The following is a 26,111-nucleotide window of genomic DNA, read 5'->3' as shown; positions in this document are numbered from 1 at the left end:
ACGTATCCTTCTAATCAATAGGCAGAGCTTCAGCTAAGGCTTTCGCCTGGAGCGGGCTTGGTTCATCGGACGGGTCATAGGTGACAATGTTAACCGGCAGCTTAAGATATTCTTCCAGTACGCTTTTGAGTTCGTCGCAAGAAAGCTCGGAGATCTCTGTTTTGGAGGTCAACAATAGATCTACACTGCCGCCTCGCTTGGTATCATCAAGTCGTGAACCGAAGACATGAACGTCCACATCAGCGTCAATATATTCCTCTACCCCGGTGAGAATGATTGCTCGATGTGTTTGAGTAATACGCATAAGACAGCTCCTAAACTGTATGAGAACCCCGCCACCTGATAATCTTGTTGCTAAGCCACTCTAGGTACAATGAGTTTACGCTACCGGCGGCTTCGGTTCACTCTAACGATGGGATCTCATGCTGACATCGCTGCTGGATAATGACTTCTACAAGATCACGATGCAGAACGCCGTGATCAAACGCTTTCCTTATGCCCATGCGCGCTACGCCTTTATCAACCGTGGCGAGCATGCGTTTCCTGACGGCTTCGGCGCAGAACTTCGCCGTGAAGTCGATAAGATGGCGTCGCTGCGATTGAGCGATGAGGAGAAGCGCTATCTCGAAATAACGTGCCCTTATCTCGACCCTACGTATCTCGACTTCCTCGCCGGGTTTCATTACAACCCCAGCGAGGTGACTGTGGAGCAACAGGGGAGTGATCTTTCGGTGATCATTGAAGGGCCCTGGTACCGCACTATTCTGTGGGAAGTGCCGCTGATGGCGTTGATCAGCGAGCTGTGGTATCGGCTGCGTGGCGTGACGATCACGCCTGACGCTGATGCGAAGATTGAGCAGCACGCCCAGGAGAAGATCGAACTTTACCGCCGTTTAGGGCTGAAAATTGCTGAGTTCGGTACCCGTCGGCGCTTCTCTTCTGACGTTCACGACCGGGTGGTCGGTGCGCTTAGCCACCACGGCGGTGAGGCCTTCAGCGGTACCAGCAATGTGCTGATGGCCATGCGCCACGGTGTTAAGCCGATTGGCACCCACGCTCACGAGTGGTTTATGTTCCACGGTGCCCGCTTCGGTTTCAAAATGGCCAATAGCCTGGCGCTGGAGCATTGGGTGGATGTGTACCGCGGTGATCTGGGGATCGCCTTGACGGATACCTTTACCTCTAAGGCTTTTTACGACAGCTTCGATAAGAAGTTCGCCAAACTGTTCGATGGCGTTCGTCACGATAGCGGCGATCCTATCGAGTTTGCTTCCCAGACCATCGACCATTACGAGTGCTTGGGCATCAACCCGCTAAGCAAGACGATTATCTTCTCCGACGCGCTAACACCGGAGAAGGTCGAGCGGATACATGCCTTCTGCAAAGGTCGCATCGGCATGGCGTTTGGTATCGGCACCAACTTCACTAACGATGTCGGTGTTGAGCCCATGAACATGGTGATCAAGATGGTCGAGGCGCGCCCGGAAGGGCAGGGCTGGCTTCCGGTGATCAAGCTTTCCGACGTTGCGGAAAAGAACACCGGCGACCCGGAGATGATCTCGCTGGCGAAGCGGATCTTGTCGCTGAATGGGAAGAATTCTTAGGTTCTAATCTGTTCGAAACATGGAAACCGCTTGTGGCTGATACCTCCAAACCACCCCATAATCCTCATGATCGGTTCTTTCGTAGCGCGATGGAAAACCACGCCGTCGCGGAGGAGTTCATGCAACATTATTTACCTAAGAAAATCAGCGCCGCCCTGGATTTAGGCAGTCTCAAGCTGGAGCATGATAGCCACCTCGATTCAGCCCTGCGAGAAACCGTCTCCGACCTGGTGTACCGTTGTCAATTAGCGGGGCAACCGGCGTATCTAGCTGTATTGGTCGAACATCATTCAAGCCCCGACCCGCACATGCCCGTGCGTATCGGGCATTATCTGTTTGGGATGCTGACCAAGCAGTTGAAGCAGCGCCCCAAGGAACCCCTGGCACCGGTTCATGCACTGGTGTTCTACCACGGCCGTCAAACACCCTACCCCTACTCAATGGATCTTGCTGACTGCTTTGAAGATCCGCTGGGGCTAATGGAGACGCTGTTCCAGGGGCCAATACCATTAGTGGATGTAAATCAGCTTGATGACGAAGCACTAAAACAACAGCAGTGGATAGGCTTGGTTGCTCGGGTGCTCAAGCACATCCGTGAGCCGCATATAGATCCTTACCTGATGGAATGGCTGCGTGACTGCGCGAGCTTTGACGAGCACAGTCGCCAGCAGTTGGATTTCATCGCTACCTTGCTAAACTATGTGGTAGGAACAGGCAACGTGATTGACCTTGATCAGTTGATTGAAGAGAGCCATCGCTTGCCCCAGCCTATAGGAGACACCTTTATGACCATTGCCACCCAGTTGGAAGCCCGAGGTGAAGCGCGAGGTGAAGCCAAAGGCAAAATCGAGGGTAAAATCGAAACCGCTCGAAACCTTCTGCAAGAGGGGGCTGACCCCCAGTTTGTAGCCAAGGTGACGGGGTTGTCTATTGATGATGTTAAGCGCCTTCAGAACCACGCTGAATAAGGTAGGCCCTAATTTTTCACCGAACGGTGCAGCGGCGCGTAGAGCGCCTCGGTCAGCGTGGCGAAGCTGTGGCCAAGGGCGCGCTCGTTGAATAGTTTTTCGAAGCTGGGCCATTGGTGGGCAAGGTAGGCGCTTTGGGCGACTTCGCCAGTCTGAAAACGACCACCTTCGTAGGCGGTTTCGGCGGCGGCGTAGGCATCGCTATCCTGTTCGGATTCTGACGTGCCGAGTTTTGCCAGCCAGGCGAAAGCGGCCTGTGGCGCCAACGGTAGCGGGGCCTGCATGCCATCACACCAGGCGCTTAGCAGGTTTTGTAGTTGGTAGCGTGCGTTCTCGGCCTCTAGCGGTTCCAGGCGCACATGGCCCGCTTTGGAGAGTAGCTGGGTGGTCATCGGGCGCTCACTATTGCCCGCCAGATGCGCTACCCAGGGCCGCAGCAGGTGCTGCCAGCGGTACTGACCACGGCCGCGCCCTTGGCTGACCAGGCTACTGCTGAGCAGTAACAAGCGGCAGCGGTTGCCTTCACTATCCTGGCGAAGCTCTCCCAGCCAATCTTCCAGCGTTACCCGCCCTTCAGCTCTTTCAGCTCTTTCAGCTCTTTCAACAACAACATGCACCGCCTGGGGCGCTGCTACCACGTGGGGCCACTCTTGCAACGCTTCTTGGTAAGCGCCGAACAGGGCGTCCATGGGTTCTGCCAGCGCTTCGCGCATTCTCTCGCCAAAGGCCCCCACGGCTAGCACGCCCTGGCCTTTAAAGCGTTCCAGTGCCGCGTGCAGGGCTTCCACTCGCGGCTGGCCGTTATCCACGGCGTGGCGCTGGGCGGCGATTAACTGATCCTGCAACTGCCAGTTCTGTAGCCCGTCCAGGGTGAAGGGTTCGACATCCAGTTGGGTAAGCTCCTCCTGCTCAAAATAGACCCCCAGGCGGGTGTTGAAAAATGCCTTGGCGGGTTCGCGTAGAAAGCTGCCTAGCTGGTTCAGGGTTAGCGTGCTCTGCTGTTCGCTATCTGCCTTAAGCCCTTGTGATTGTGAGCCTTGGGTGCTTTCGCCTCTGGGGGTGTGCAGGGCGTGCCATTCATGTGCATAGGTGAATAGCCGCGCCTGGGCGGGGGAGTCTTCGGTGTTGGAAGAGAAGTAGCGGCGGCTGAAGGGCTGCAGCGGGTGCTCGGTGGTTAACGCTTCTAGTAGCTGCTCGCCGTCTTTCGTGCGCCAGCCCGCCTCCAGATGGTCGCGCAACTGGCCGACCAGCACTGAAGGCGGCATGGGGTTGTTGTCGATCTGGCTGCGGCCTACCCAGCTAATATAAAGCTGCTGGCGGGCGGAGAGCAGCGCTTCCAGAAACAGGTAGCGGTCGTCTTCCCGGCGCGAGCGGTCGCCGGGGCGGTAGTCGCTGCCCATCAGGTCAAAGTCCAGCGGCGGCTGGGAGCGCGGGTACTCGCCGTCGTTCATGCCTAGCAGGCACACATGCTTGAAGGGAATGGCCCGCATCGGCATTAGCGTGGCGAAGTTGACCGCCCCGGCGAGAAAGCGCTGGGAGAGGCTATGCTCGTCGATTTGCCCTAGCCAGTGCTCGCGCACCATGGAGAGCGGCAGCGGGTCAAAAAGCTCGGCCTCTTCGGTGCTGTCCAACAGCTGCTGTAATGCGGTTTCCAGCTTGGTGAGCATCACGCTTTCCTGGGCGTCGTCGGTCAAAAAGTAGGTTTCCAGCAGTTCGCGCAGCCGTGCCACCCAACTGGCGGCATCGGTGGGCTGGCAGAAGGTTTCCCAGGTGCTTTCCAGCTTTTCCAGCAGATTTGCCAGCGGGCCTGCCAGGGAGGCTTCCAGCCCGCCGATATCATCGAATGGCTCGATGCCTTGCCACGCTTCGGCACTGCCTACGGTGTAACCCAGCAGCAGACGGCGCAGGCCAAAGGCCCAGGTGTTCTGGGTTAGCCCTTCGGGTAGATCCAGCCGGGTGCGCTGCTCCGCATTGAGCCCCCAGCGGATCCCTGCACCCTCGATCCATCGGCTAAGGGTGGGCAGGTCGTGTTCGTCAATGCCAAAGCGTGTGCGCAGGGCGGGGACCTCCAGTAGATCCAGCAGGTCGCTCACTGAAAGGCGAAGTTCTGGCAGGCGCAGTAGTTTTTCCAGCGCAATCATCATCGGCAGGCGGTGGCGGCTGGCCTGATCCGAAAGGGTGTAAGGGATGTAGCGCGGGTCGTCGGGTTTAGCGTTCGCGTTGTAGCCGCCGAAGGCGGAGCGGTACTGGCCGAATACGGCTTCAATATGCGGCGCGTAGCGGTCGATATCCGGCACCATTACGATGATATCCCGCGGGCGTAGCTCCGGGTCGGCGCTGAACGCGGCAAGCAATTGATCGTGAAGAATCTCCACTTCCCGCTGGGGGCCGTGGGCGATATGGAACACGATGGAGTCGTCGCTGGACGGGTCGAGCGCGGGCCAGTGGGTTTGGGTTTCCGCTACCGGGCGCAGCTCGCGGATATCGTCCTGCAGTTGGCTGAGCAGGCAGTTGCGCTCTTCGCCGCTAAAGGGCTCGAACATATCAATGCGTAGTGCCTGTTGCTCGAATAGGGTTTGGTAGTTGCCCGCGTCATCGTGTTCATCGAGTAGGCGTAAATAGTCGCGCCCCTGTTTGCCCCAGGCGGCCAGCAGCGGTTGGGCGTGCAGGTGTAGGGCGTCGTCGGCATCACCGGTGCCGAGTACGTCCAGGGCGTCGGGCATGCCCGCCTTGCGCCGCTGGCGGTAGCGGCTGGCGCGGAGCAGGTCTTTGTGCTCGATGATATCCGCCCAGTAATACTGGCAGGGGTTGTGGACGCAGAGCACAATCTGGCAGCAGCGCGACAGCGCCGCCAGGGCTTCTAGCGTCTGTTGCGGCAGCGATGAGATGCCGAAAATGATCAGTCGTCGGGGCAGGCCGTGCGGGCAGTCCTGGCCTTCAAGCTGAACGGCGGCTTCCAGAAAGCGGCTGTGCACCTGGGCGCGGCTGCTGTTAAGGCCTGCTTCGCCAAGATTATTAGCTACATCGTCGCGCAGTGCGCGCCACAGTTCTGGCTGCCACAGCTGGTGGGCTTCCAGCGGGCGGGCTTCACCACGGGCGGTGATGAGTACATCGTTACCCTTCGCCCAGGCGTCCAGCCAGTCGGCGCGATACACCTGGTACTGATCGAACAGATCCGCCAGCCGCTCGGCCAGTTGGTAGTGCTTGCGCTGGTCGCGATCGACTTCCAAAAAGCGCGCCAGCGGCGCGAAGGCTTCCTGCTCGGCAAGGCTGGGCAACAGGCGCAGAAGGCGCCATATCAACCGTGACTTATCAAACGGTGAGGTTTCGGGCACCGCCTGGTCGTCGTGGGTTAGCTGCGTAAGCACCGTTCGGTAGGCCTGCCATAGAAAGCGCGCGGGCAAGGTGACGTTCAATGCTGCTGCAATGCCCGCACCGCCCTGGGCCGGGTCTTCTGCCAGCGCCAGTTTTAGCCACTGCCCAATGCCGTTGCTCTGCACCAGAATGGTCTCATTCTCCAGCGGCGAGAGCGGGTGTCGGCGCATCCACTCCACCGCCAAGCCGCGCAAATCTTCCAGGCGATTGGCATGCACCACCATAAAGCCCGGTGTTAGCGGCGTTTGCGAGAGCAGAGAGTTTGCAGACATGCACGATTCCTTAATGGATGGTGCCTTCATGTATGGTGCGGGGTGGCTAAGATTTGTTGATGTGTCAGCTTGGCGCCATGTTGGCGTGCCAAGGAGCTTCAGGCAAGAGGCGGGGTGGCGCCTTAAAGCATCCATGGAGTGTAAGAATTCGCGATAAGCGTCCTAGCGGCACTCTTCTGACTGCTATAGCGGTTTAATGGATAGGCGCAACCCTAAGGAGTTAGCGACCTTGCTGATGGTCGAAAATGCAGGATTGCCTTCCCCCGAAAGAGCTTTATAGAGCCCTTCCCGGCTCATTCCAACGTCTTTGGCGAGTTGGCTCATGTTGCGGGCACGGGCGATATCACCAAGTGCGGCGGCAAGAAGAGCAGGATCATTTTCTTCCATTACTGCATCAAGGTAGGCCGCAATATCTTCCTCAGTTTGAAGATAATCAGCAGTATCGTAGTGACTGAAAGTGACATTAGGAACGGTCATGGGGTTACTCCTTCCATTGCGCGGCAATGGCTTTGGCTAGTTCGATATCGTGGGATTGGGTGGCTTTATCACCACCGCACAGCAGAACCACGATTACTGGCCCCTTGGTAATATAATAGGTGCGGTAGCCTGGCCCATAAGGAATTCGCAGTTCAGAAACACCTTTACCGACCGGCTTCACATCTCCAGGGTTGCCCAGACTCAAACGTCGGATGCGGGCTTCAACCTTGGCGCGGGCACGAACATCGCGAAGCTCGCGTAGCCATCTATCGAAGACATCAGTTTTAATCAACTCGATAATGGTGATAACTATAGTTGGCAACTCTGCGGGTGTCAACTTTGGTTAACGCCTAATCAAAAGCAAAGAAACGATGGGGGAGCGCTATGGTGTCAGGAGTTAATCATCTTGCGGGATGCGATATATATCGCCAAGCTATGCGGATACTGTGAGCAATACTGAGAGAAAATTCCAATGACCGAGCCGACTAATCATTCCCGCCGCCACTCTTCCCAAGTGGTCGATGGCCCCGGCAAAGCCGCCAGTCGCGCCATGCTGCGCGCCGTGGGCTTTAACGACGAAGATTTCAAAAAGCCCCAGGTGGGCATTGCCTCTACCTGGAGCATGGTGACGCCCTGCAATAGCCATATTAACGAGCTGGCCGAGTTTGCCCGCGACGGTGCCGATGCAGGCGGTGGCAAAGGTGTGATTTTCAATACCATTACGATTTCCGATGGTATTGCCAATGGCACCGAAGGTATGAAGTACTCGCTGGTGTCCCGGGAAGTGATCGCCGACTCCATCGAAACCGTCGCCGGCTGTGAAGGCTTTGATGGTCTAGTCGCCATTGGCGGCTGCGATAAGAACATGCCGGGCTGCCTGATGGGCCTGGCGCGATTAAACCGCCCCAGCGTGTTTGTCTATGGCGGCACTATTATGCCCGGCAAAGGGCATACCGATATCGTTTCGGTCTTTGAGGCCATGGGCGCCCACTCCCGTGGTGATATCGACCTCATCGAACTCAAAAATATCGAAGAAACGGCGATTCCTGGCCCCGGCTCCTGTGGCGGCATGTACACCGCCAACACCATGGCCTCGGCGATTGAAGCCTTGGGCATGAGCCTGCCCGGTAGCTCAGCACAAAATGCTATCTCTCAGGAGAAGCGCGACGACTGCAAAGCAGCCGGTGAAGCGGTGCTGTCGCTGTTAGCTCACGATATCAAGCCTTCCGATATCATGACCCGCGAGGCGTTTGAGAATGCCATTACGGTCACTATCGCTTTGGGCGGTTCTACCAATGCGGTGCTGCACCTGATCGCCATGGCGCGCACCATCGGCGTTGAGCTGTCGTTGGCCGATTTCACCGAGATTGGTAAGCGTGTTCCGGTACTCGCTGACCTGCGCCCCAGCGGCCACTATATGATGAGCGAACTGGTGGCGATTGGCGGTATTCAGCCGCTGATGAAGATCTTGCTGGATGCGGGGCTGCTCAACGGCAACTGTTTGACCGTCACGGGTAAAACGCTGGAAGAGAACCTGGCCGAGGTCGCGCCTTATCCCGCCGAGCCGCCGATCATCGCACCGCTGGGCAACCCGATTAAAACGGAAAGCCACCTGCGCATGCTTTACGGCAACCTGGCACCGGAAGGTGCGGTTGCAAAGATTACCGGTAAGGAGGGCACTCGCTTTTCTGGTTCTGCGCGGGTATTTGGCTCGGAAGAAGAGGCCCAGGCGCGCATTAACGATGGCACCGTCGTTGCCGGCGATGTGGTGGTGATTCGCTATGAAGGGCCGAAAGGTGGCCCCGGTATGCGCGAAATGCTCACACCGACCTCGGCGATTATGGGCCGTGGTTTGGGTAACGACGTGGCGCTGATTACCGATGGACGCTTCTCCGGTGGTAGCCACGGTTTTGTGGTCGGCCATGTGTCACCAGAAGCCTTTGATGGCGGCCCGCTGGCGCTGGTGGAAGATGGCGATACCATCACCATCGATGCCGAAGCGGATACCATCGACGTTGACCTCTCCGATGAAGAGCTGATGCGCCGTCGAGCCGCCTGGCAGCAGCCAGAGCCCCGCTATACCCGCGGCGTGCTGGCTAAATATGCACGCTTGGTTAGCTCGGCCAGCACCGGCGCGGTGACCGACCAGGAGTAATCCGCGTTGCCGCTATGAACGTATCGTCATGAACATGCTGTCATAAAGAATTAAAGCGCAAGGCTTACTATAAGAGCCTTGCGCTTTTTTAATGGGATAACAGGTGGCCAACATGGTGGAGCAAACGCAGGCACGTGGGCGCATAGGTGAAGTGTTTTGGGTATTTTTAGCGCTCGGCTTAACGTCCTTTGGCGGCCCGGTAGCGCACCTGGGGTATTTTCGCACGACCTTTGTGGAGCGCCGCCAGTGGCTCTCTGAGCAGGCCTACGCAGATCTAGTGGCACTGTGTCAGTTCTTGCCGGGGCCAGCCAGCAGCCAGGTGGGCTTTGCACTTGGCCTATTGCGTGCGGGGCCTTGGGGGGCTGCCATGGCGTGGCTAGCGTTTACACTGCCCTCGGCAATTATCCTGGTGCTGTTTGCGTTTGGCGCGGCGGTGCTGGATGGCCCTATTGCCAGTGGTATTATTCACGGCTTAAAAGTGGTGGCGGTGGCGATTGTCGCCCACGCGGTGTGGGGCATGGCGCGTAATCTTTGCCCGGATAAAACCCGCACGGGCATTGCGCTTGCGGCGGTATTTACGGTGGTGTTGGTAAGCGGCCCGCTGGGCCAGGTCGCAGCGATTGTATTGGGTGGCTTGGTCGGGCTAGCGCTGTGTCGCGATAGTGCTGCTGTCACAGCAAGTGAATCGCTGCATTTTCCCGTAACGCGCAAGGCAGGCATGGTGGCGCTGGGGGGATTTGCTGGGCTGTTAATTCTGCTGCCGCTATTGGCGGGAGCCGCCGCATGGCTGGATATCGCCGATGCGTTTTACCGTTCAGGTGCATTAGTGTTTGGCGGCGGGCACGTGGTGCTGCCGCTGTTGGAAGCGGAAGTGGTGCAGTCGGGCTGGGTGACGCCGGATGAGTTTTTAGCAGGTTACGGCTCTGCTCAGGCGGTACCGGGGCCGCTGTTTACGTTTGCTGCCTACCTGGGAGCACTGCTGCCCGGCATTCATGGTTTAGTTGGTGCTTTGCTAGCGCTATTGGCCATCTTCATTCCTGGCTTTTTGTTATTGGTGGGCGTGCTGCCTTTCTGGAATCAATTTCGTCAGTGGGGCAGTGCCCAGGCGCTAATGCGCGGTGCCAATGCAGCGGTGGTCGGTATTTTAGGCGCAGCGCTTTATCAGCCGGTGTGGACGAGCGCAATCATTGGTGCAGAGGAGTTTGCGCTGGCGCTCACCGGTTTCTTTCTCTTAACCGTATGGAAGCTGCCCGCTTGGGTAGTGGTGGCTGTTGTAGCCTTTGGGGGAATTGCGATTGCGCCGTGAGCAATGACACATAAACAGCCATCACGAACGAAGTGAAGTAAGCTCGGAGTAGGGCTTGATATAGCACTTGAGATAGGGCTTGAGCGGGAAGGAAAAAAGTTTCTTGGCAGACCGCCGGGAGGCGGCCTGCGTGGAGTGGAGAAGTGGGAACAGCAGAAAAAAGTGTCTGCTATGGCGCCTCCAGCTCTAGGGTGCGACGCAGGGCGTGAAGTTCATCCACTCCCAGGTGCTCAAGCCTTCCGGCGAGCAGGTCGCTGATTTTCTGAACGGGAAGCCCTGCCCTGCGGGCAATCTCTCGGCTTCCTAGGTCTGATACGGCGATCAGACGCGTGATAATACGCATTAATCGCGTACGTTTTTCAAGTTCCCTGACGTCGAGGTCAGGGCTGCTTCGCGGAGGATCAAGCTGTTCCGCAGTGGCAGTTGCGCGTGCCGTGCTCATGTGGCTCCATCAGTCTGAAATGACAATCACACAATGCCGCCAACCGGTGCGTATTTCAATGCCTATTTTGATGAAAATTTCACGACCATGGCTAAGCCCGCAAACGGGCTAGCTCTGGTAGACTATTCGACTTCCAATTTTGATGTGTGCCTGATCCGGCGCACGCTGTTTTTTAATTCGGTTTCGCTTTTTTTAGGCCGTTGGGCCGAGGAGTTTTGCATGTCGTCGAACAGCGCACCCAAGGTGGGCGTGATCATGGGATCCAAGTCTGATTGGCCGGTCATGGAGCACGCTGCTTCCATGCTGGAGCGTTTGGGCGTGGCTTATGAAACCCGTGTGGTCTCGGCGCACCGCACGCCTGACCTGCTGTTCGATTATGCCAAGAGTGCTGCCGAGCGCGGCTTGCAGGTTATAGTGGCAGGAGCAGGCGGCGCTGCCCACTTGCCAGGCATGGTGGCCTCGCAAACGCCGCTACCGGTGCTGGGTGTGCCTGTTGAGTCGAAAGCGCTCAAAGGTTTGGATTCGTTGCTCTCCATTGCCCAGATGCCCGGCGGCATCGCAGTGGGCACCCTGGCGATTGGCAAAGCGGGCGCGACTAACGCAGGGTTGTTAGCAGCGCAGATTGTTGGCCTGCAAGATGCAACCGTACGCAGTGCGGTAGAAGCGTTCCGTGCAGAGCAGACGCAGAAAGTTCTCGACAACCCTGACCCGCGCCCCGGGCCGGAAGCGGAATAAGGAGTCTGGCTATGAACTCTGGTATTGCAAAAAACATTGGCGTACTGGGTGCAGGTCAATTAGGCCGCATGTTGGCGCTAGCGGGTTATCCGCTGGGTAATCGTTTCACTTTTTTAGATACTACGGGTAATCCCAGTGCTGGAATTGGCGATGTAATTGTCGATCCTAATAACCAGCATCTGGCTGAGTTTTTGGCCAAGGTTGATGTGGTGACCTACGAGTTCGAACACTTACCTGTTCAGCTGGTACGCGAAATTGAGCAGCACAAACCGGTTTACCCCAGCAGCCGTGCCATTGAAGTGTGCCAGAACCGGGTCGAAGAGAAGACGCTGTTTGATCGCTTAGGCATTCCTACGCCCGCTTACCGGGTAGTGGAGAGCGCCGAGCAGCTAGAAGCCGCCGCCCGCGAATTGGGTTGCCCGGTGGTGGCTAAATCGGTCACTGAAGGCTACGACGGCAAGGGGCAGGCGGTATTGAAGCAGCCCGAGCAGGCTGGCGAGGCGTGGAGTGCTATTGGCCACTCTCAGTTAGTTGTTGAAGCATTTGTCGATTTCGTGCGGGAAGTCTCGATGATTGCCGTGCGGGGTCGTGATGGTGAGGTGGTGTTCTACCCCATGGCCGAGAACCAGCATGTGGATGGCATCCTGCGCTACTCCGTGGCGCCGCTGCCTGATCTGGATGCCAGCGTTCAGCAAACCGCTGATGGCTATATTCGTGCGCTGCTGGATGAGCTGGATTACGTGGGCGTGTTAGCGCTAGAGCTGTTTCAAACCCGCGATGGCAGCCTGCTCGCTAACGAAATGGCGCCCCGCGTGCATAACTCCGGCCACTGGACGATGGACGGCGCAGTGACAAGCCAGTTTGAAAACCATCTGCGCGCGATACAGGGCTTGCCCTTAGGCGATACCCAGGCGATTACGCCTACCTGCATGATTAATGTGGTTGGTCGTGAAGGCGACAATGCAGCGATTCTAGCGCTTGCCAATACGCACCTGCATCGCTACGACAAAGCTGAGCGCTCTGGTCGTAAGCTTGCCCACGTCAATATTCTTGCGCCTAACCATGCCGAGCTGCTGGAAAAAGTTAACGTCTGCAGTGCCTTACTGCCCGAGACACCGCCGGCTGCGTTGAGCTTCGCCATTAAACAGTAGTTTCTAAAATAACTTCCTCTAAGCTGCACCCCAGCCATTGGATTAACTTCCAAGGTTGGGGGTAGTCTATCTTTTAGATGTCTATTGATAGCTGAATGATAACTTTTTACAGTTCATAAAATTTCACAATCTTAAACGTAGCTAATTGAACGCCTTTTATTTACTCTTGTTATTCCAATCAGTGCGTAAACTTTTAACGCAATTCCTTTTAACTAACAGCCATATGTTATTTTTTATATGAGCTTGTTAAGTTCATGGCGATTATGCGCATGAGTGAACGAACGTTTCATAATGATGGAATATCGAATAAGCCTGCGCAGCTAAAGAGTTTGCGTGATGAAAAAATACGTATACTGTTTAACAATATTTGGCAGCCAGTATTTGCAGGCATATTAGGCGCTGTTTTATTAGTTGTTCTTATGTGGGGAATGGTTGATCCCGTTATATTGGTTAGCTGGTTTGCAGTGATACTGGCCATCTCGGCACTGCGTTTAAAATTGGCGCAATACTTTTTCCGAGCCTCTCCTCTAGAGCAGAATAAACCGCATTGGCTACGCCTGATCACCCTTGTCCTCTTTCTGACAGGGTGTGTGTGGGGTATAGGAGGTATTCTCATGTTTGACAGCGGTAGGCCTGAGCAGTCAGCAGCTCTGGCTATCGTGCTTTCCGGCGTTGCAGCTGGCTGCGTGACGATGGTTTCTTCTATTTGGTGGATGGTTATTTTCTTTATATTGCCTATTGCGATTCCACTACAGTTGTTGTTTTTGTTTTCTGATGCCCCGACACATACAATGATTGGTGTGCTGTTGGGGCTTTTTGTGTTGTTGCTGATAGCCACTAGCCACCGTTTAGGTCGCATCATTCATGACAATATTGAACTCCAAGTCACCATGGTTGCCCGTGAAGCACAGTTGCTCGAAAGTGAAAATCGTTATCTATCGATTTTCCAGCATTCGCCGCTAGGGGTGCTTCACTTCGATCAACAGGGCTGCGTAACTGACTGCAATGAAAAACTACTGGAAATACTAGCGCTAGAGCGTTCTGCGTTATTAGGGTTTTGTATTCAAAGCAGCGATGATGTTGATATCAAAACGGCCACCCAAAATGCCTTGAACAACGGTACTGGCTATTATGAAGGGACTTTTTCAGTACCTTATTCCTTCGCTCATTCAGAAGGTACCCCCGTGCGGGCCTTCTTCAATGGTGTGCGTAGCGTTGATAATGAGATTGTCGGTGGGGTGGTTATCGTTGAAGATTTTACTGAGCGTAAGCGAAACGAAGAGATGATTTATCGCCAAGCTTACTATGACGCGTTAACCGATTTGCCTAATCGTCGTCTGTTGATTGAGCGGTTAGCGGCCCTTTGCGATCACTCAACAGCACAAGCGCAATTCGGGCTGCTGATGTTTTTAGATCTCGATCGCTTCAAATTGATTAATGACACCTGGGGCCATGCCACTGGGGATGATTTGTTGGTGCAGGTTGCAGGTCGTTTGCAAAATTGTTTGCGTGAAGGGGATGTGGCGGCAAGGCTCAGCGGCGACGAATTTGTACTTCTGGGGCTGTTTGAAGGGGACTCTGAGCAGACCTTCGAGTCTGATGCTGAAAACTATATGCTTGAGGTTCAGCGAGTACTTTCGCAGCCTTATCGGCTGGCAAATCGTGAGGTGCCTGTAACGCCCAGTATAGGTTATACCTGCTTCACAACCGCCGCCTGTGATCACGAAGAAGTGCTTAAACAAGCGGATATTGCGATGTATCGCGCGAAAATAGAAGGTCTGGGGCAGCTTTGCCGCTACCAGCCATGGATGCGCGATAATATGCAGTGATCCGAATGCTTAAGCCAATTGACCGATGAGCAGCACCCATAAAGCGATTAACGCAAAGTGACCGGGGTACCACGCCAACCATAACCGGCGCGGCATTACCAAGCTGACGGGGGGAATACGCTGCGCTGCGCCTGCAGCGAGCATCAGCACGATGAGGCACGTGCCTACGGTGAACGATTTGGCCATATCAGAAGCATTCATCTGCCCGGCAATCCAAAGTACCGGAAATGCCGCTAGGCCTGCCCATAGGCGCGCTTGGAAATGACTTTCAGCTTGGCTCAAGGCGTGCATTGCGAACATTAATAGCGGAATCAGCAGCAGCCCGTTGTGCCCGTACTCGACCCAAAAACCGAGCAAGTACCACACGGTAACGCCAACCGCCGCACCGGCGAACAGCCAGGGCAAACCTAGCGTTTGCTGCTGGTAGTGCTGCCAACCTTGGCGCACTAGCGTGCCCAGGGCTAAACCACTGGCCAGGGTGAAGCAGACATTGAGGATAAAAGCATCCGATGCGCGCGGCATCATCATGTAGGGCAGTTGAGCGACCAGGCCGATAACTAAAATTCGTCGTGAGTAGCGTAGTGGGTTGCGGGTATTAAACAGCCCATGCCAGGCCACCATGGCGGCAAACAGCGGAAAAGCGATACGGCCAATGGAAGACCCCGCCCAGCTTAGATCCCAATCGCCGGGCAGCACATAGCGAGTGAGGTGATCCACGGTCATGGTGATCAGTGCCAGCCACTGCCCCCAGCCGGTCCAGTGAGAAGAGGGGCGAGGTAGCGGACCTGCATGTGGGCTAGTCGGGTGAGCCATAAAACCTCCGTGTTGAACATGCGCAATAATACACAGACAGAGGTAGCTTCACCTAGTTCACTGTATTCTCAGCGTTAGATAGAAACGCATCACCCCGGCGGTTGCCGGGGTGATGCGTTGTTCTGGATTGCTTTGAGGCTTACTCTTCTTCACCAAAATAACGGGTGTAGATCTCGTCGTAAGTGCCGTCTTCTTGCACTTCGGCTAACGCTTCGTTGAACTTCTCGGCTAGCGCTTCATCGCGCTGACGGAAGGCGATGCCAAAGCCGTCACCGAAGTACTCTTTGGGTTCGCTAATGCGTTCGCCAATCACCACGTACTCAGCTTCTTCGCTTTCCAGCAGGGTGGATTTGCCAATCGGGAAGTCGAGGAACACGATATCCAGACGCTCAGCCTCCATATCCAGCACCATATCGTCGGCGGTGGAGTAGCGGCTGATGTCAGCAACGTCGCTGAAGTTGTCAGTTACGTAGTTGTCTTGCAGGGTGCCGCGCTGAACGCCAATGGTCATGCCTTCCAGCGTCTCTTTAGTGGCTTCGCTGATGCCCAGGTCGCTGGCAGCAAACCATGCAGAGGGCATAGTGATGTAGGGGTCAGAGAACAGCACTTGCTCACGACGTTCGTCGTTAATGGTCATTGAGGACATGATGGCGTCGTAGTTGCGTGACATTAGGCCGGGAATGATGCCATCCCACTCCTGCTCGACCCACTCGCAGGTAACGCCCATGCGGTCGCAAAGCTCGTTGCCAAGGTCAATATCAAAACCGGTAAGCTCGCCTTCAGCGGTACGGAATTCCATGGGCTCGTAAGGAACGTCTACGCCAATGCGCACGTTATCGTAATCACGCGCCTGTGCCGAGGAAGCGGCGGCGACTGCTAAGCCGAGCAGCGAAAGGGATAGTAGTTTTTTCATATTGTTACTCCGTATAAAGCGGGTACAAAGAAAGATCAATATTCTAACCAACCAGTAAACTAACCCAGGTTGGCAGCAACGGAAAGAGGCTTTATGCGTATGAACCAACGTTTGTTTGACGGTTGCACCGTTTTTCCATGATCAACCGGTTTTCATGATTAAGCATCTTGCGGCCGTAGGTGTGCGAGCAGCTTTTTCTCTAGATAGCGGAAAAAGAACAAAATCGCGAAGGTTAAACATAGATAAATTGCAGCCACGAATAGAAACGCCTCGAAAGGGGCGTAGTAGCGGGCGTAGACAAAGCGAGCAGCACCGGTTAAATCCATCAGCGTGACCACGCTGGCAATAGCGCTGGCGTGTAGCATAAAGATCACTTCGTTGCCGTAGGCGGGCAAGGCGCGGCGAAAGGCGCTGGGTAAGATGATTCGACGCATCATTAAATTCTGCGACATGCCGTAGGCACGGGCGGCCTCAATCTCACCTTGGGCTGTGGATTTAATGGCGCCCCGAAAAATCTCGGTAGTGTAAGCGGCAGTATTCAGCGTGAAGGCGATCAGCGCTGGGTAGAAAGCTTCACGCAATACTGGCCACAAGAAACTCTCTTGGATGCCATCAACAAACACTACGCCGTAGTAGATGATATAGAGCTGAATCAGCAGTGGTGTACCACGGAAAATGTAGGTGTAGAGGTAAACCGGCAGACTAATCCATTTATGCTTTGAGCTGCGCATAATGGCCAGTGGCACAGCGAGAATGAGCCCCGCAACCAGCGATAAAAATACCAGTTGGGTGGTCGTGACCAAGCCTTCCCAGTAATAACCCAGCGTGTCCGCGGTGAAAATGGTGTTACCAGCTAGTAGGTCATTGAACCAAGTGGAAATATCGAGCATATCACTGACCTCCAAAGCCGATGTCGTAGTGTTTCTGCAAGCGCGCAAAAATCCATTCGGATACGCTTGCAATGAGTAGGTACGCTACGGCGACGGGGAGTAAAAAGGTAAATGGCTCGTGGGTCGCTCGGGAAGCCTCGGCTGCCACCCGCACCATATCGGTCAAGCCAATGACTGAGACCAGCGCGGTAGTTTTGAGCAGTACCATCCAGTTGTTGGATAGGCCCGGTAACGCATGGCGCATCATTTGCGGGAAGCGGATGCGGCGAAAGACGAGGCCACTGCTCATACCATAGGCTTTACCTGCTTCGATCTGACCGTTATCCACCGCCATAAAGGCGCCACGGAAGGTCTCGCCCATATAGGCGCCAAAGATAAAACCAATGGTCAGCACGCCTGCGGCGAAGGCATTGAAGTTAATATAAATATCGATGTCGTAGCTGTAATAGAGCATGTCGCTGATGGCGTTAACGCCAATCTGCCCGCCAAAAAATAGCAGCATCATCAAAACGAGATCCGGCACCCCGCGAATAAGCGTGGTGTAAACCGTTGCTGTACGCCTTAAAAACCAGTTGCGCGACATTTTTGCGCTGGCGGTCAGTAGTCCCAAAATAATCGCTAGAATCAGCGACAGCACCGCTAATTGAACGGTAACGCCTGCCCCCTCGATCAGCCGGGGGCCATAACCTTGCAAATCAATCATGGTGAGCCTCGCGGATCAGTATTTAGGTGCCAGGAATTGCTGCAGGCGCGGTGATTGCGGGTTTTCTAGCACTTGCGCTGGGGGGCCGGCTTCTTCCACCAGACCTTGGTGAAGGTAAATCACTTGGCTGGAGACATCCCGGGCAAATCCCATCTCGTGCGTCACCACCACCATGGTGCGGCCCTCTTCAGCGAGGCCGTGCATGACTTTCAATACATCGCCGACCAATTCCGGGTCAAGGGCAGAGGTGGGTTCGTCAAACAGCATCACTTCGGGATCCATTGCCAGCGCGCGGGCAATCGCGCCACGCTGCTGCTGGCCGCCGGACATTTGTGCCGGGTAGGCGTTGGCGCGAGCCGTTAAGCCGACGCGGTCAAGCAGGGCGTGGGCATGCTCCAGGGCTTCTTTTTTGGGTTTTTTCAGCACATGAATCGGCGCTTCGATGATGTTTTCGAGCAGCGTCATGTGGGCCCACAGGTTGAAGCTCTGGAACACCATGGAGAGCTTGGCGCGCATTTGTACCACCTGCTTCCAATCTTCGGGCTCCCGGCCGTGCTTAGTGGTTTTAAAGCGAATGGGTTCGCCATGGACGATAAGGTCGCCATCGTCGGGTTGCTCGAGCAAGTTCATGCAGCGTAAAAAAGTACTTTTACCCGATCCAGAGGCACCAATCAGGGTAATCACATCGCCTTTTTGGGCTTGTAGTGAGAGACCTTTCAGAACTTCCGTATCGCCAAAGCGTTTTTTAATATTACGCACTTCAAGGGGAGTAGGCGTAGCGGCCATATCATTGGCTCCAGTACAGAGTTGCCGCAGCAACATATGGGTTTGATGCGGCTGGCGCGAAAAAAGGGGCGATTCTATCAGGCTGGGCGCATTATGCGCGCTTTCCTTCTAACATTATGCACTCGACGATGGTCGTATCGACGTCGAGGGGCCTGTTTTCGCCTCACCATTATTATTGTCTTGGCTATAGTAGGTTTTGCATGGGGGTTTAAACGATAGGCGCCACCAACAGCGCGGCTCGGGCGCCCACCTCTACTTGTGCGTTAGGAAACACCACATGAAGGGGCGTATCGCCCACCCGAAATTCACCCGAGTTACCGTCTTGGGCCAGCAGGGTGCCGGGTTCAAAGCGACTGAAATTGGCCGTGTCCTCGGCAAAACAGAGTGTGAAATCATCTGAGTGACGTATTAACTCGTGTTGAACCTGGAAAAACTGCATTTGCGTGGCTGGCTGGCTGGGCGGGGAGCATCCTTCACTAAGTGCTGTCAGCAAAGCCTGCATCGGTTTTAGTGATGCCATATCGTTGTGGCCAAAAGGCGCTACGCGGCCTAGCTCAAAGGTAAATGCCTGAGCGGCGTGATAGTGCTTGCTGTAGTGGGAGAACGTCCAGCTGTGCTGATGTTGATGCAGCACCGCCTGCATATCCGCCGCCGCTAGCCAGCTCCACTGCTCAGTATCGGTGGAGGAGTCGGCAAAGGGCTCCACGACGAAACGAGGGTAGCGGCTATCCCGAATTGCGGTATGTAAGTCGTAGTGCAATTTGGGGAGCTCTGCATGACGTGCATAAAAGCTATCCACCGCGGCCATTAATTCTTTGGCGCGATCCGGCTCCTCTCCCTTAGCGGTTAGTTCACGGCTAAATAGCCGGTTTAAATTGGTGGTAAGAAAACGCTGCTGTGCCTTAAGCGCGGGCAGGTTGCCTAAAATCACCAGTACGGGCGCGCCGAGCGATATGCTGCCCGCTTCTACTCCGCTTAACCATTCACCTACCAGTTCCACCGGCGCGGTTTCGTTGCCATGGATCGCCGCAGAAAAAATGCATGCATGGGCGCCTTGGCTTGCCGTGTTGGGAGTGAGCTCCAAAATACCAGGCGCATGCAAATGATAAGTGCCGCTTGCGAAGACGCCTTGGCTGGCGGCGGGGAGCTGCCCGTCAAGCGACCAGTCGAGCCATTGGCCTAGCATTGTCGCTCCTCAGTAACTGTTTTCAGTATCGTTGTCAGTATAAATGCGAGCCTAGGTTTACCATGCTGGGCGTATGCCACAAGCCTGCAGGTCGTTCGCGTGTAAAAGCCTAGCGTATTCGTGAAAAAGCGTATTCATGAAGCAAGCGCCAGCTAACAAGTGGCTTTATTTAATCGCTAACAGCAAAAAACGCCCATGGGGTGCATGAGCGTTTTTTAATTTGTTCATCAAGTTACGCTGAACGCTGGCGCTGCATCTCTTCCTGATACTCGCTAGCAAGCGAAGTCTTTTGTTTATCTTGCAGGCCGCGCCCCGCCAGTTGGAAAACCTCTTGCTCCTCTTCATCCAGGTGGTGGGTGACTAAATCCTGAAGCTGTTTGGCGTGGGTCAACCAGTGGGTGGCGCTGTAGTCCGTTTCATCAAGCAGTTCTAATAGCTCATCAATTTCATGATGTTCAGCAACGCTATGGCGGGCTTTTTCCTGCGTCAGGTCGATGGACATCATTGGGATATAGAGCGCCCGCTCTTCTGCAGCGGCGTGATAGTGCAGCTCTGCTCGTACCTGCTGATACAGTTTATCTCGCTCATCGCTGTCTCCGTGTGTTTCAACTAAGCGGGCGAGCAGGGCGCGCTGAATATCGTGATCCTTGCGCAGGGCTTCAAAAATCGTCATTCCAGACTCCTTGGATACGTTTGATGTAGGCAAGTCAAAAGCTAGTGGTGGTTGGCGTAAAGTGCAAGGTGGTCTTCGTCGATGAAATCGACGCCCATGGACGAAAACATTCGCTTTTTTCTATGCTTGAGTGCGCTATGTTGTTGGTACGACTTATTGGGCGAGGCCCATTGCACGATTCATAAATGAAGGCCTAAGTGAAGGAGGTAGTAATGACAAAGGTACTGGTACTTTATTATTCCATGTATGGTCATATCGATACGCTGGCCCAGGCCGTAGCAGAAGGCGCAAAGGGTGTGAGCGGCGTCGAGGTGACGGTTAAACGCGTCCCTGAAACAATGCCTGAAGAAGCGTTCAAGAACGCAGGCGGTAAGCAGGATTTCGACACCCCGGAAGCGACGCCTCAAGAGCTTGCCGATTACGATGCGATCATTTTCGGTACGCCTACTCGCTTTGGTAATATGGCTGGCCAAATGCGTACCTTCCTGGATCAGACCGGCGGCCTGTGGGCGAACGGTTCTCTGCGTGGCAAAGTAGCCAGTGTGTTCACTTCTACCGGTACTGGCGGTGGCGATGAGATGACCATTACCTCTACTTGGACGACGCTTGCCCACCATGGCATGGTGATTGTGCCGATTGGTTACGGCATCGAAGAGCAGTTTGATATTTCTAAAGTAAGCGGCGGTACCCCTTACGGTGCCGCTACGCTGGCTGGGGGCGATGGTTCGCGTCAGCCCGACGAACGCGAACTGAAAATTGCCCGTTTCCAGGGCGAGCTTGTTGCTAAAACGGCGTCTAAACTGGCCAGTTAGTCATTAATGGCGGTTAATATTTAACCAGATTTTAACGCCCCTGCGGGGGCGTTTTGCGTTACCGCATGAATGTGGAGTGACCATCAACTAGGGGGTGCACATACCTTATTACGACCGCTCCTTTTTGCTTGATATAGCGCTTTGTCGGCGGCATCAATAAGCTCAGAAAACCCCCCGTTTTCCGTATGAGAGAATTCAGCCACCCCGATGCTCACCGTGACGGGTACAGCCTGTTTGACGTCAGGAAGCCAAACCCCCTCATTAGCGATATGGGCACGTAGCTTATTGGCGAGGCCCTCCGCTTCTACTAAAGATAGAGAGGGAAGCAGAACAGTGAACTCTTCACCGCCAAATCTACCTAGCGTAGCGATGTACCCTTTAAGTTCTTCTTCACAGCGCTGAGCAACGGCTCGTATTGCTTGGTCTCCCGCTAAGTGGCCCCAGGTATCATTAATGCTCTTAAAAAAATCGATATCGATGAGCAGAAATGAAAGAGGTTCACCAAAGTGCCTTGCGCGCTCAACTTCTTCTTTACCTAACTCCATTAGCCGTCGACGATTAACGGTGTTGGTCAACGCATCGTAGTTGGCAAGGCGGTGTAACTCAGCGTTCATTTGTTCAAGCTGTTCGTTCTGGGCAGCCAAACGTGCATTGAGGGCGTTAAGTTCCTCCTTGTAGCGCATCTGCTCTTCAAGGTTGAAGCACACGCCGGTGAAACGGTGTCCTCTATAGTGCTCGTCGCGATCAACAATCTTGCCATAGTTGGCAAACCACACCCACTCACCGGCCTGGTTGCGGAGCCGAAATTCGCTATAATAGCGTGATGTTTGGCCTTCGATATGACGTTCTACGGCGAGTTTAACCGTGGCAACATCATCTGGGTGCATCAAGGCAAAGATGTCGTCAATATAGGCAGCCGTGTCTTGCTGGGCATAGCCTAGCTTGTCAAATACTTTAGATAAGCCAAAAATGACCTCACCGGTGCTTAGATCGTTTTCCCATAGATCCAGACCACTTGCTTCCAGGGCAATCTCAAGGCGTCGCTCAAAGAGTTCCTGCTTTGTTAAGAGCTCCTGCATAGCCGGTACCCCGAAGTAAGTCTGCAAAGAAAGCTCTATTATCTTAAAAATACGCCCGCTGCAGTTGAAAGAAATCACACACCCTTTCATTACCGGAAACGCTTATCGCATACTCAAAAAAATCATAAGTTTTTCATTGGGTAGGCAAAGACATAGTACCAAAAAGACATAGTACCAATAGGTGGGTTAACGTCTCATTACATTGGAAAATGATGGTTTTTGCTTTAGCTGTCAATAGCCGTTGTCAACGTTAAAAGATGGGAGATTAGAGGCAGTAAACAGCTTTCTTTGAAGAAGTTAACGGCGCTTTTCGAGTCTGGAGTCTGGAGTCTGGAGTCTGCCAGTCTGAGAAAAGCGCCACTTGTTGTCAGGCGTTAATGTGATCAGCAATCGCCTTGCCTAAGCTTGCGGTGGTGCCTTCTCCACCCACATCGCGGGTAAGTACAGTAGCGTCTCCCTCACTTAACACTTCCTCAATGGCAGTGACTATCGCATCACCGGCTTCTTTATAGCCGAGGTGCTCTAGCATCATGGCGCCTGACCAGATCTGACCGATAGGGTTGGCAATGCCTTTACCGGCGATATCCGGCGCGCTGCCGTGTACTGGCTCAAATAGGCTGGGGAAATTGCCTTCGGGATTGATGTTGGCTGAAGGGGCGATGCCTATCGTGCCGGTGCATGCGGGGCCGAGATCAGAAAGAATATCGCCGAACAGATTGCTGCCCACGACGACATCAAACCAATCCGGGTGAAGAACGAAGTTGGCGGTGAGAATATCGATATGAAATTTATCCACCGCGATCTCAGGGTAGCCCTTCGCCATTTCGACCACACGTTCATCCCAGTACGGCATAGTGATTGAGATGCCGTTGGACTTGGTCGCGGAGGTGAGCTTTTTGCGCGGGCGAGTTTGGGCCAGCTCAAAGGCGTATTTCAATACGCGGTCTACGCCCGTGCGGGTCATGACCGTGTCTTGAATGACCACTTCACGGTCGGTGCCTTCAAACATTTTGCCGCCAACGCTGGAGTACTCGCCTTCGGTGTTCTCGCGCACAACGTAAAAGTCGATATCACCAGGTTCACGGCCTGCCAGCGGACTTTTGATGCCGGGCATGAGCTTGCAGGGGCGCAGATTGATGTACTGGTCAAAGCGGCGACGGAACTGCAGCAGAGAGCCCCACAGGGAAATATGGTCGGGCACTTTATCGGGCCAGCCCACCGCGCCATAAAACAGCGCATCGAAGCCTTTTAATTGCTCGAACCAATCATCCGGCAGCATCTTGCCGTGTTCCAGGTAGTAGTCGCAGCTGCCAAACTCAAAGTGGGTGAACTCAAGATCAATATTAAAGCGCTTGGCGGTCGCCTCAAGGGCGCGGATGCCCTCAGGCATGACTTCGGTGCCGATGCCGTCACCGGCGATAATGGCAATACGGTGGGTCATAGTGACTCCTTATCTTGTTAGTTCTGGCGTTTGAGTAATGAATAGAGTGTAGCGGCTATTTTGGCGGTGATAATCAGGCTACTATTCAAGTTATTATTGCCTGAAAGTGCAGAATGACTAAGGAATTGAATGGCGCACCTGGATGATTTGGCATTTTTTCAACACCTTGCGCGGGCAGGAAGCCTGACGGCGACGGCTCGCGAGCTGGGGCTATCGCTCTCGGCGGTGAGCAAGCGGCTAAAACAGTTGGAGGCGCGCCTGGGGGTGGAGCTTGCAGCCCGCACCACGCGGCGGTTGACGCTGACCGCCGAGGGCGAGCGCTATTTGGCCCGTGGTGCGCTGATTTTGGATGAGCTGGATGAGCTGGAAAATTCACTGGGCGAGGGGGTCGATCAAGCGCTTAGCGGACGTTTACGGGTAAACGCCACTTTTGGTTTTGGGCGTCGCCATATTGCGCCGCTGCTGTCACGCTTTTGTGCCGATCACCCCGAAGTGGAAGGGTGGTTGGAGTTAACCAATTTTCCGCTCAATTTGAGCGATCACGGCTTTGATATTGGCATTCGCGTAGGCGAGCCACCGGAGTCGCGCTTGGTCGCTCGGCGTATTCTGGCCAATCGACGGGTGCTCTGTGCGTCGCCTGCTTACATTGCCCAGGCGCCGCCTTTGCAAGTACCGACAGATTTACAGCAGCACGCCTGCCTGGTCATCCGCGAAAACGATAGTGATTTTCCGCTCTGGCGTTTTGAGCAAAGCGATCAGCCAACCAAGACACAGTCAGTGAAAGTGAGCGGCCGATTGGCCAGCAACGATGGTGAAGTGATCACCCGCTTGGCGTTAGATGGCCATGGTGTGATGCTGCGTTCTTGGTGGGATGTTAACGAACACCTTGCCAGCGGTGCACTAGTAGCTGTGATACCTGCCTGGCAAGGCGTGCGGGCGGATTTTTATGCAGTGTATGAACAGCGCCGCCATGTACCCGCCCGGCTACGCGCTTTTATTGACTATGTACAGCGCGAGATGGCGGGGAGGGTGTCGGTGCTGCCCGAAGGTTAATGGCGACGCATAATGGCTTTTCGTCGCTCAGTGTGGAATTAACTCTGCCAGCATGAGGGTGGCTCCCGTGGGAGGGAGCTTCAGCTCGCGAATGTTTGGGCTATTCGCATGATGAAGCCAAGGGATGCCTGCGGCACCCTTCGTCGAAGTGTCGAACCACCGAAGTGTCGGACCACGCTGAAGCGGCCTCCCACAATAGGTAGCTGGCATAGTGGTTGCGATCTGAACCGTGAGATACAACATAGCCAACCAATCTTAAATCCACCACATTAGATTACGAATAGCCCGCATAATAGACTACGAGGTAGGGCACTCATCGCCCTGGGTAACGTCGATGAGCTCATCAATGGGGAAATCCAATTCCGCTGCCCGCTGGCGCAGACGCTCTTCTGTCGCACTATCCATTTCCGCCGTACGTGAAAGTATCCACAGGTAGTCGCGGTTAGGGCCTGCCACTAACGCCCATTGGTACTCCTCATCCAGCTCAAGGACGTTATAGCCGCCGTAAAAGGGGCCAAAGAAGCTTACCTTTAAGCGCCCAACGCTTTCATCGTCAATAAAGTAGGCGCGGCCTTCAGCCTCATCCCACGCTTGCTCTTCAAGGTTGTAACCACGGTTGATTACTCGAACACCGCCATCATCGCGCAGGCTGTAAGTGGCGGTCACGCAATCAAGACCGCGTTCAAAGGAGTGATCCAAACGGGCAATTTCGAACCACTGGCCCAGGTAGCGGTCTAGCTCAAAGCCTGTTACAGGCTGTGTGCCGTCCGGAATGCCAGTGCAACCGGTGAGTAGAGCCATGCTGACGACGCTGCTTCCTAGCAGGGTTTTCATTAACGCGCTCCTTGGCGATGAACTATTAAATATGAACTATGGACTATGGTAAGTGCTATTGGTCGCTATTTTGACATACAAAAAGAGCACGCTGGTGATGAAGTGTCTCCGTGTACATAATAAATAAAAGGAGTATTTATGTGGTACCAACAAGAGATCCATTTGCCTGAAATGGCGCGCGGCTTTCATTTGATTACGGATGATGTGGCCCGCGCACTGCCATGCTTAAGTGACTGTCATATCGGCATGCTGCATTTACAGTTGATGCACACTTCAGCCTCGTTAACGCTCAATGAGAATACTGACCCGGATGTGCGCCACGATTTGGATGCTTTCCTGCGTCGACTGGTGCCCGAAGATTTACCCTATTTCCGCCACACCCTGGAAGGGCCCGATGATATGCCCGCCCATGTAGCCGCCAGCCTGCTGGGTACACAACTTACGCTGGCGGTGCGCGATGGACGCCTGGCTTTAGGCACCTGGCAGGGCATATGGCTGGGAGAACACCGCAATCAGGCTGGGCCACGTCGATTACTGGCCACCCTAAACGGGTGTGAAGCGCGCTAGCTTGGCGCGCCACCTTGACTCAGCGTTGCTGTATAGTGGCTAATAAT

At 54.7% G+C, this 26,111-nt stretch carries 25 protein-coding genes; 10 read left to right on the top strand and 15 right to left on the bottom strand.

Annotated elements, in window-relative coordinates:
• Positions 1–10: 10 nt before the first annotated feature.
• Complete coding sequence (locus tag SR894_RS13505) at positions 11–304, bottom strand: nucleotidyltransferase domain-containing protein (RefSeq protein ID WP_133730147.1); 294 nt, start codon at positions 302–304, stop codon at positions 11–13.
• Between the two features lie 118 nt (positions 305–422).
• Between SR894_RS13505 and pncB the strand changes: the two genes are divergently transcribed.
• Complete coding sequence (gene pncB, locus SR894_RS13500) at positions 423–1,604, top strand: nicotinate phosphoribosyltransferase (RefSeq protein WP_133730148.1); 1,182 nt, start codon at positions 423–425, stop codon at positions 1,602–1,604.
• A 32-nt stretch (positions 1,605–1,636) separates the two neighbouring features.
• A complete protein-coding gene (locus tag SR894_RS13495; protein ID WP_133730149.1) occupies positions 1,637–2,572 on the top strand; it encodes an Rpn family recombination-promoting nuclease/putative transposase in 936 nt (311 codons plus the stop codon).
• An 8-nt stretch (positions 2,573–2,580) separates the two neighbouring features.
• On the opposite strand, the gene recC is transcribed toward SR894_RS13495, so the two are convergent.
• From recC to SR894_RS13480, 3 genes are all read right to left on the bottom strand, one after another.
• Positions 2,581–6,219 carry an exodeoxyribonuclease V subunit gamma gene (gene recC / locus SR894_RS13490; RefSeq protein ID WP_223288862.1) on the bottom strand — a complete coding sequence of 1,213 codons (3,639 nt, stop codon included), beginning with the start codon at positions 6,217–6,219 and terminating at the stop codon, positions 2,581–2,583.
• 183 nt (positions 6,220–6,402) lie between these two features.
• Complete coding sequence (locus SR894_RS13485; protein WP_088699118.1) at positions 6,403–6,696, bottom strand: addiction module antidote protein; 294 nt, start codon at positions 6,694–6,696, stop codon at positions 6,403–6,405.
• A gap of 4 nt (positions 6,697–6,700) precedes the next feature.
• Positions 6,701–7,018 carry a type II toxin-antitoxin system RelE/ParE family toxin gene (locus tag SR894_RS13480; protein ID WP_246638256.1) on the bottom strand — a complete coding sequence of 106 codons (318 nt, stop codon included), beginning with the start codon at positions 7,016–7,018 and terminating at the stop codon, positions 6,701–6,703.
• A 150-nt stretch (positions 7,019–7,168) separates the two neighbouring features.
• Here SR894_RS13480 and ilvD point away from each other — a divergent pair, with 150 nt between their 5' ends.
• Together ilvD and chrA are read left to right on the top strand one after the other, a co-directional pair.
• Positions 7,169–8,851, top strand: coding sequence for a dihydroxy-acid dehydratase (gene ilvD / locus SR894_RS13475; RefSeq protein WP_133730151.1), 1,683 nt, complete (start codon positions 7,169–7,171; stop codon positions 8,849–8,851).
• A 112-nt stretch (positions 8,852–8,963) separates the two neighbouring features.
• Positions 8,964–10,157, top strand: a complete 1,194-nt coding sequence (gene chrA / locus SR894_RS13470; protein WP_208862633.1) for a chromate efflux transporter — start codon at positions 8,964–8,966, stop codon at positions 10,155–10,157.
• A gap of 169 nt (positions 10,158–10,326) precedes the next feature.
• Here chrA and SR894_RS13465 read toward each other — a convergent pair whose 3' ends face one another.
• Positions 10,327–10,599: an XRE family transcriptional regulator gene (locus SR894_RS13465; RefSeq protein WP_008958942.1), complete on the bottom strand. Its 273-nt coding sequence runs from the start codon at positions 10,597–10,599 to the stop codon at positions 10,327–10,329.
• A 219-nt stretch (positions 10,600–10,818) separates the two neighbouring features.
• On the opposite strand from SR894_RS13465, the gene purE reads away from it, so the two are divergent.
• The 3 genes from purE to SR894_RS13450 all read left to right on the top strand — a co-directional run bounded on the left by purE (position 10,819) and on the right by SR894_RS13450 (position 14,314).
• Positions 10,819–11,334 carry a 5-(carboxyamino)imidazole ribonucleotide mutase gene (purE, locus tag SR894_RS13460; RefSeq protein WP_133730153.1) on the top strand — a complete coding sequence of 172 codons (516 nt, stop codon included), beginning with the start codon at positions 10,819–10,821 and terminating at the stop codon, positions 11,332–11,334.
• A gap of 11 nt (positions 11,335–11,345) precedes the next feature.
• Complete coding sequence (locus tag SR894_RS13455) at positions 11,346–12,485, top strand: 5-(carboxyamino)imidazole ribonucleotide synthase (RefSeq protein ID WP_133730154.1); 1,140 nt, start codon at positions 11,346–11,348, stop codon at positions 12,483–12,485.
• 269 nt (positions 12,486–12,754) lie between these two features.
• Positions 12,755–14,314 carry a sensor domain-containing diguanylate cyclase gene (locus SR894_RS13450; RefSeq protein ID WP_133730155.1) on the top strand — a complete coding sequence of 520 codons (1,560 nt, stop codon included), beginning with the start codon at positions 12,755–12,757 and terminating at the stop codon, positions 14,312–14,314.
• A gap of 9 nt (positions 14,315–14,323) precedes the next feature.
• On the opposite strand, the gene SR894_RS13445 is transcribed toward SR894_RS13450, so the two are convergent.
• The 7 genes from SR894_RS13445 to SR894_RS13415 all read right to left on the bottom strand — a co-directional run bounded on the left by SR894_RS13445 (position 14,324) and on the right by SR894_RS13415 (position 20,278).
• The gene (locus tag SR894_RS13445; RefSeq protein ID WP_133730156.1) at positions 14,324–15,127 is read right to left on the bottom strand and encodes a TraX family protein; all 804 of its coding nucleotides are present in this window, start codon (positions 15,125–15,127) and stop codon (positions 14,324–14,326) included.
• A 139-nt stretch (positions 15,128–15,266) separates the two neighbouring features.
• Positions 15,267–16,040: a transporter substrate-binding domain-containing protein gene (locus SR894_RS13440; protein WP_133730157.1), complete on the bottom strand. Its 774-nt coding sequence runs from the start codon at positions 16,038–16,040 to the stop codon at positions 15,267–15,269.
• Positions 16,041–16,198: 158 nt separating this feature from the next.
• Positions 16,199–16,930, bottom strand: a complete 732-nt coding sequence (locus tag SR894_RS13435; RefSeq protein WP_133730158.1) for an ABC transporter permease — start codon at positions 16,928–16,930, stop codon at positions 16,199–16,201.
• Between the two features lies 1 nt (position 16,931).
• Entirely contained in the window at positions 16,932–17,633 is a 702-nt protein-coding gene (locus tag SR894_RS13430) for an ABC transporter permease (RefSeq protein ID WP_088699055.1), read from the bottom strand.
• Positions 17,634–17,648: 15 nt separating this feature from the next.
• Positions 17,649–18,419, bottom strand: a complete 771-nt coding sequence (locus tag SR894_RS13425; RefSeq protein ID WP_133730159.1) for an ABC transporter ATP-binding protein — start codon at positions 18,417–18,419, stop codon at positions 17,649–17,651.
• 208 nt (positions 18,420–18,627) lie between these two features.
• Positions 18,628–19,605 (bottom strand): succinylglutamate desuccinylase, encoded by a 978-nt coding sequence (locus SR894_RS13420; protein ID WP_133730160.1) that lies wholly within the window; start codon positions 19,603–19,605, stop codon positions 18,628–18,630.
• A gap of 232 nt (positions 19,606–19,837) precedes the next feature.
• Positions 19,838–20,278: a hemerythrin domain-containing protein gene (locus tag SR894_RS13415; RefSeq protein WP_133730161.1), complete on the bottom strand. Its 441-nt coding sequence runs from the start codon at positions 20,276–20,278 to the stop codon at positions 19,838–19,840.
• Positions 20,279–20,490: 212 nt separating this feature from the next.
• On the opposite strand from SR894_RS13415, the gene wrbA reads away from it, so the two are divergent.
• Positions 20,491–21,090: an NAD(P)H:quinone oxidoreductase gene (gene wrbA, locus SR894_RS13410; RefSeq protein ID WP_133730162.1), complete on the top strand. Its 600-nt coding sequence runs from the start codon at positions 20,491–20,493 to the stop codon at positions 21,088–21,090.
• Between the two features lie 83 nt (positions 21,091–21,173).
• Here wrbA and SR894_RS13405 read toward each other — a convergent pair whose 3' ends face one another.
• Both SR894_RS13405 and SR894_RS13400 read right to left on the bottom strand, forming a co-directional pair.
• Entirely contained in the window at positions 21,174–22,169 is a 996-nt protein-coding gene (locus tag SR894_RS13405; protein ID WP_166650317.1) for a sensor domain-containing diguanylate cyclase, read from the bottom strand.
• Positions 22,170–22,536: 367 nt separating this feature from the next.
• Complete coding sequence (locus SR894_RS13400) at positions 22,537–23,610, bottom strand: tartrate dehydrogenase (protein WP_133730164.1); 1,074 nt, start codon at positions 23,608–23,610, stop codon at positions 22,537–22,539.
• Positions 23,611–23,739: 129 nt separating this feature from the next.
• Here SR894_RS13400 and SR894_RS13395 point away from each other — a divergent pair, with 129 nt between their 5' ends.
• Positions 23,740–24,663 carry a LysR family transcriptional regulator gene (locus SR894_RS13395; RefSeq protein WP_133730165.1) on the top strand — a complete coding sequence of 308 codons (924 nt, stop codon included), beginning with the start codon at positions 23,740–23,742 and terminating at the stop codon, positions 24,661–24,663.
• Between the two features lie 297 nt (positions 24,664–24,960).
• On the opposite strand, the gene SR894_RS13390 is transcribed toward SR894_RS13395, so the two are convergent.
• Positions 24,961–25,497, bottom strand: a complete 537-nt coding sequence (locus tag SR894_RS13390; RefSeq protein WP_133730166.1) for a lipocalin family protein — start codon at positions 25,495–25,497, stop codon at positions 24,961–24,963.
• Between the two features lie 138 nt (positions 25,498–25,635).
• Between SR894_RS13390 and SR894_RS13385 the strand changes: the two genes are divergently transcribed.
• On the top strand, positions 25,636–26,064 hold the full coding sequence (locus tag SR894_RS13385) for a secondary thiamine-phosphate synthase enzyme YjbQ (protein WP_133730167.1): 429 nt from the start codon (positions 25,636–25,638) through the stop codon (positions 26,062–26,064).
• Positions 26,065–26,111: the final 47 nt, after the last annotated feature.

This window comes from Vreelandella neptunia (genome assembly GCF_034479615.1).
Taxonomy (GTDB): Bacteria; Pseudomonadota; Gammaproteobacteria; order Pseudomonadales; family Halomonadaceae; genus Vreelandella; species Vreelandella neptunia.
The sequence above is the reverse complement of the archived record's forward strand: the minus strand, read 5'-3'. Positions and strand labels throughout refer to the sequence as shown.

Coding starts and splice junctions, on each gene's coding strand:
- SR894_RS13505 (WP_133730147.1), bottom strand. CDS start 304: ATGCGTATTACTCAAACACATCGAGCAATCATTCTCACCGGGGTAGAG.
- pncB (WP_133730148.1), top strand. CDS start 423: ATGCTGACATCGCTGCTGGATAATGACTTCTACAAGATCACGATGCAG.
- recC (WP_223288862.1), bottom strand. CDS start 6,219: ATGTCTGCAAACTCTCTGCTCTCGCAAACGCCGCTAACACCGGGCTTT.
- SR894_RS13485 (WP_088699118.1), bottom strand. CDS start 6,696: ATGACCGTTCCTAATGTCACTTTCAGTCACTACGATACTGCTGATTAT.
- ilvD (WP_133730151.1), top strand. CDS start 7,169: ATGACCGAGCCGACTAATCATTCCCGCCGCCACTCTTCCCAAGTGGTC.
- chrA (WP_208862633.1), top strand. CDS start 8,964: ATGGTGGAGCAAACGCAGGCACGTGGGCGCATAGGTGAAGTGTTTTGG.
- SR894_RS13465 (WP_008958942.1), bottom strand. CDS start 10,599: ATGAGCACGGCACGCGCAACTGCCACTGCGGAACAGCTTGATCCTCCG.
- purE (WP_133730153.1), top strand. CDS start 10,819: ATGTCGTCGAACAGCGCACCCAAGGTGGGCGTGATCATGGGATCCAAG.
- SR894_RS13455 (WP_133730154.1), top strand. CDS start 11,346: ATGAACTCTGGTATTGCAAAAAACATTGGCGTACTGGGTGCAGGTCAA.
- SR894_RS13450 (WP_133730155.1), top strand. CDS start 12,755: ATGAGTGAACGAACGTTTCATAATGATGGAATATCGAATAAGCCTGCG.
- SR894_RS13445 (WP_133730156.1), bottom strand. CDS start 15,127: ATGGCTCACCCGACTAGCCCACATGCAGGTCCGCTACCTCGCCCCTCT.
- SR894_RS13440 (WP_133730157.1), bottom strand. CDS start 16,040: ATGAAAAAACTACTATCCCTTTCGCTGCTCGGCTTAGCAGTCGCCGCC.
- SR894_RS13435 (WP_133730158.1), bottom strand. CDS start 16,930: ATGCTCGATATTTCCACTTGGTTCAATGACCTACTAGCTGGTAACACC.
- SR894_RS13430 (WP_088699055.1), bottom strand. CDS start 17,633: ATGATTGATTTGCAAGGTTATGGCCCCCGGCTGATCGAGGGGGCAGGC.
- SR894_RS13425 (WP_133730159.1), bottom strand. CDS start 18,419: ATGGCCGCTACGCCTACTCCCCTTGAAGTGCGTAATATTAAAAAACGC.
- SR894_RS13420 (WP_133730160.1), bottom strand. CDS start 19,605: ATGCTAGGCCAATGGCTCGACTGGTCGCTTGACGGGCAGCTCCCCGCC.
- SR894_RS13415 (WP_133730161.1), bottom strand. CDS start 20,278: ATGACGATTTTTGAAGCCCTGCGCAAGGATCACGATATTCAGCGCGCC.
- wrbA (WP_133730162.1), top strand. CDS start 20,491: ATGACAAAGGTACTGGTACTTTATTATTCCATGTATGGTCATATCGAT.
- SR894_RS13405 (WP_166650317.1), bottom strand. CDS start 22,169: ATGCAGGAGCTCTTAACAAAGCAGGAACTCTTTGAGCGACGCCTTGAG.
- SR894_RS13400 (WP_133730164.1), bottom strand. CDS start 23,610: ATGACCCACCGTATTGCCATTATCGCCGGTGACGGCATCGGCACCGAA.
- SR894_RS13395 (WP_133730165.1), top strand. CDS start 23,740: ATGGCGCACCTGGATGATTTGGCATTTTTTCAACACCTTGCGCGGGCA.
- SR894_RS13390 (WP_133730166.1), bottom strand. CDS start 25,497: ATGAAAACCCTGCTAGGAAGCAGCGTCGTCAGCATGGCTCTACTCACC.
- SR894_RS13385 (WP_133730167.1), top strand. CDS start 25,636: ATGTGGTACCAACAAGAGATCCATTTGCCTGAAATGGCGCGCGGCTTT.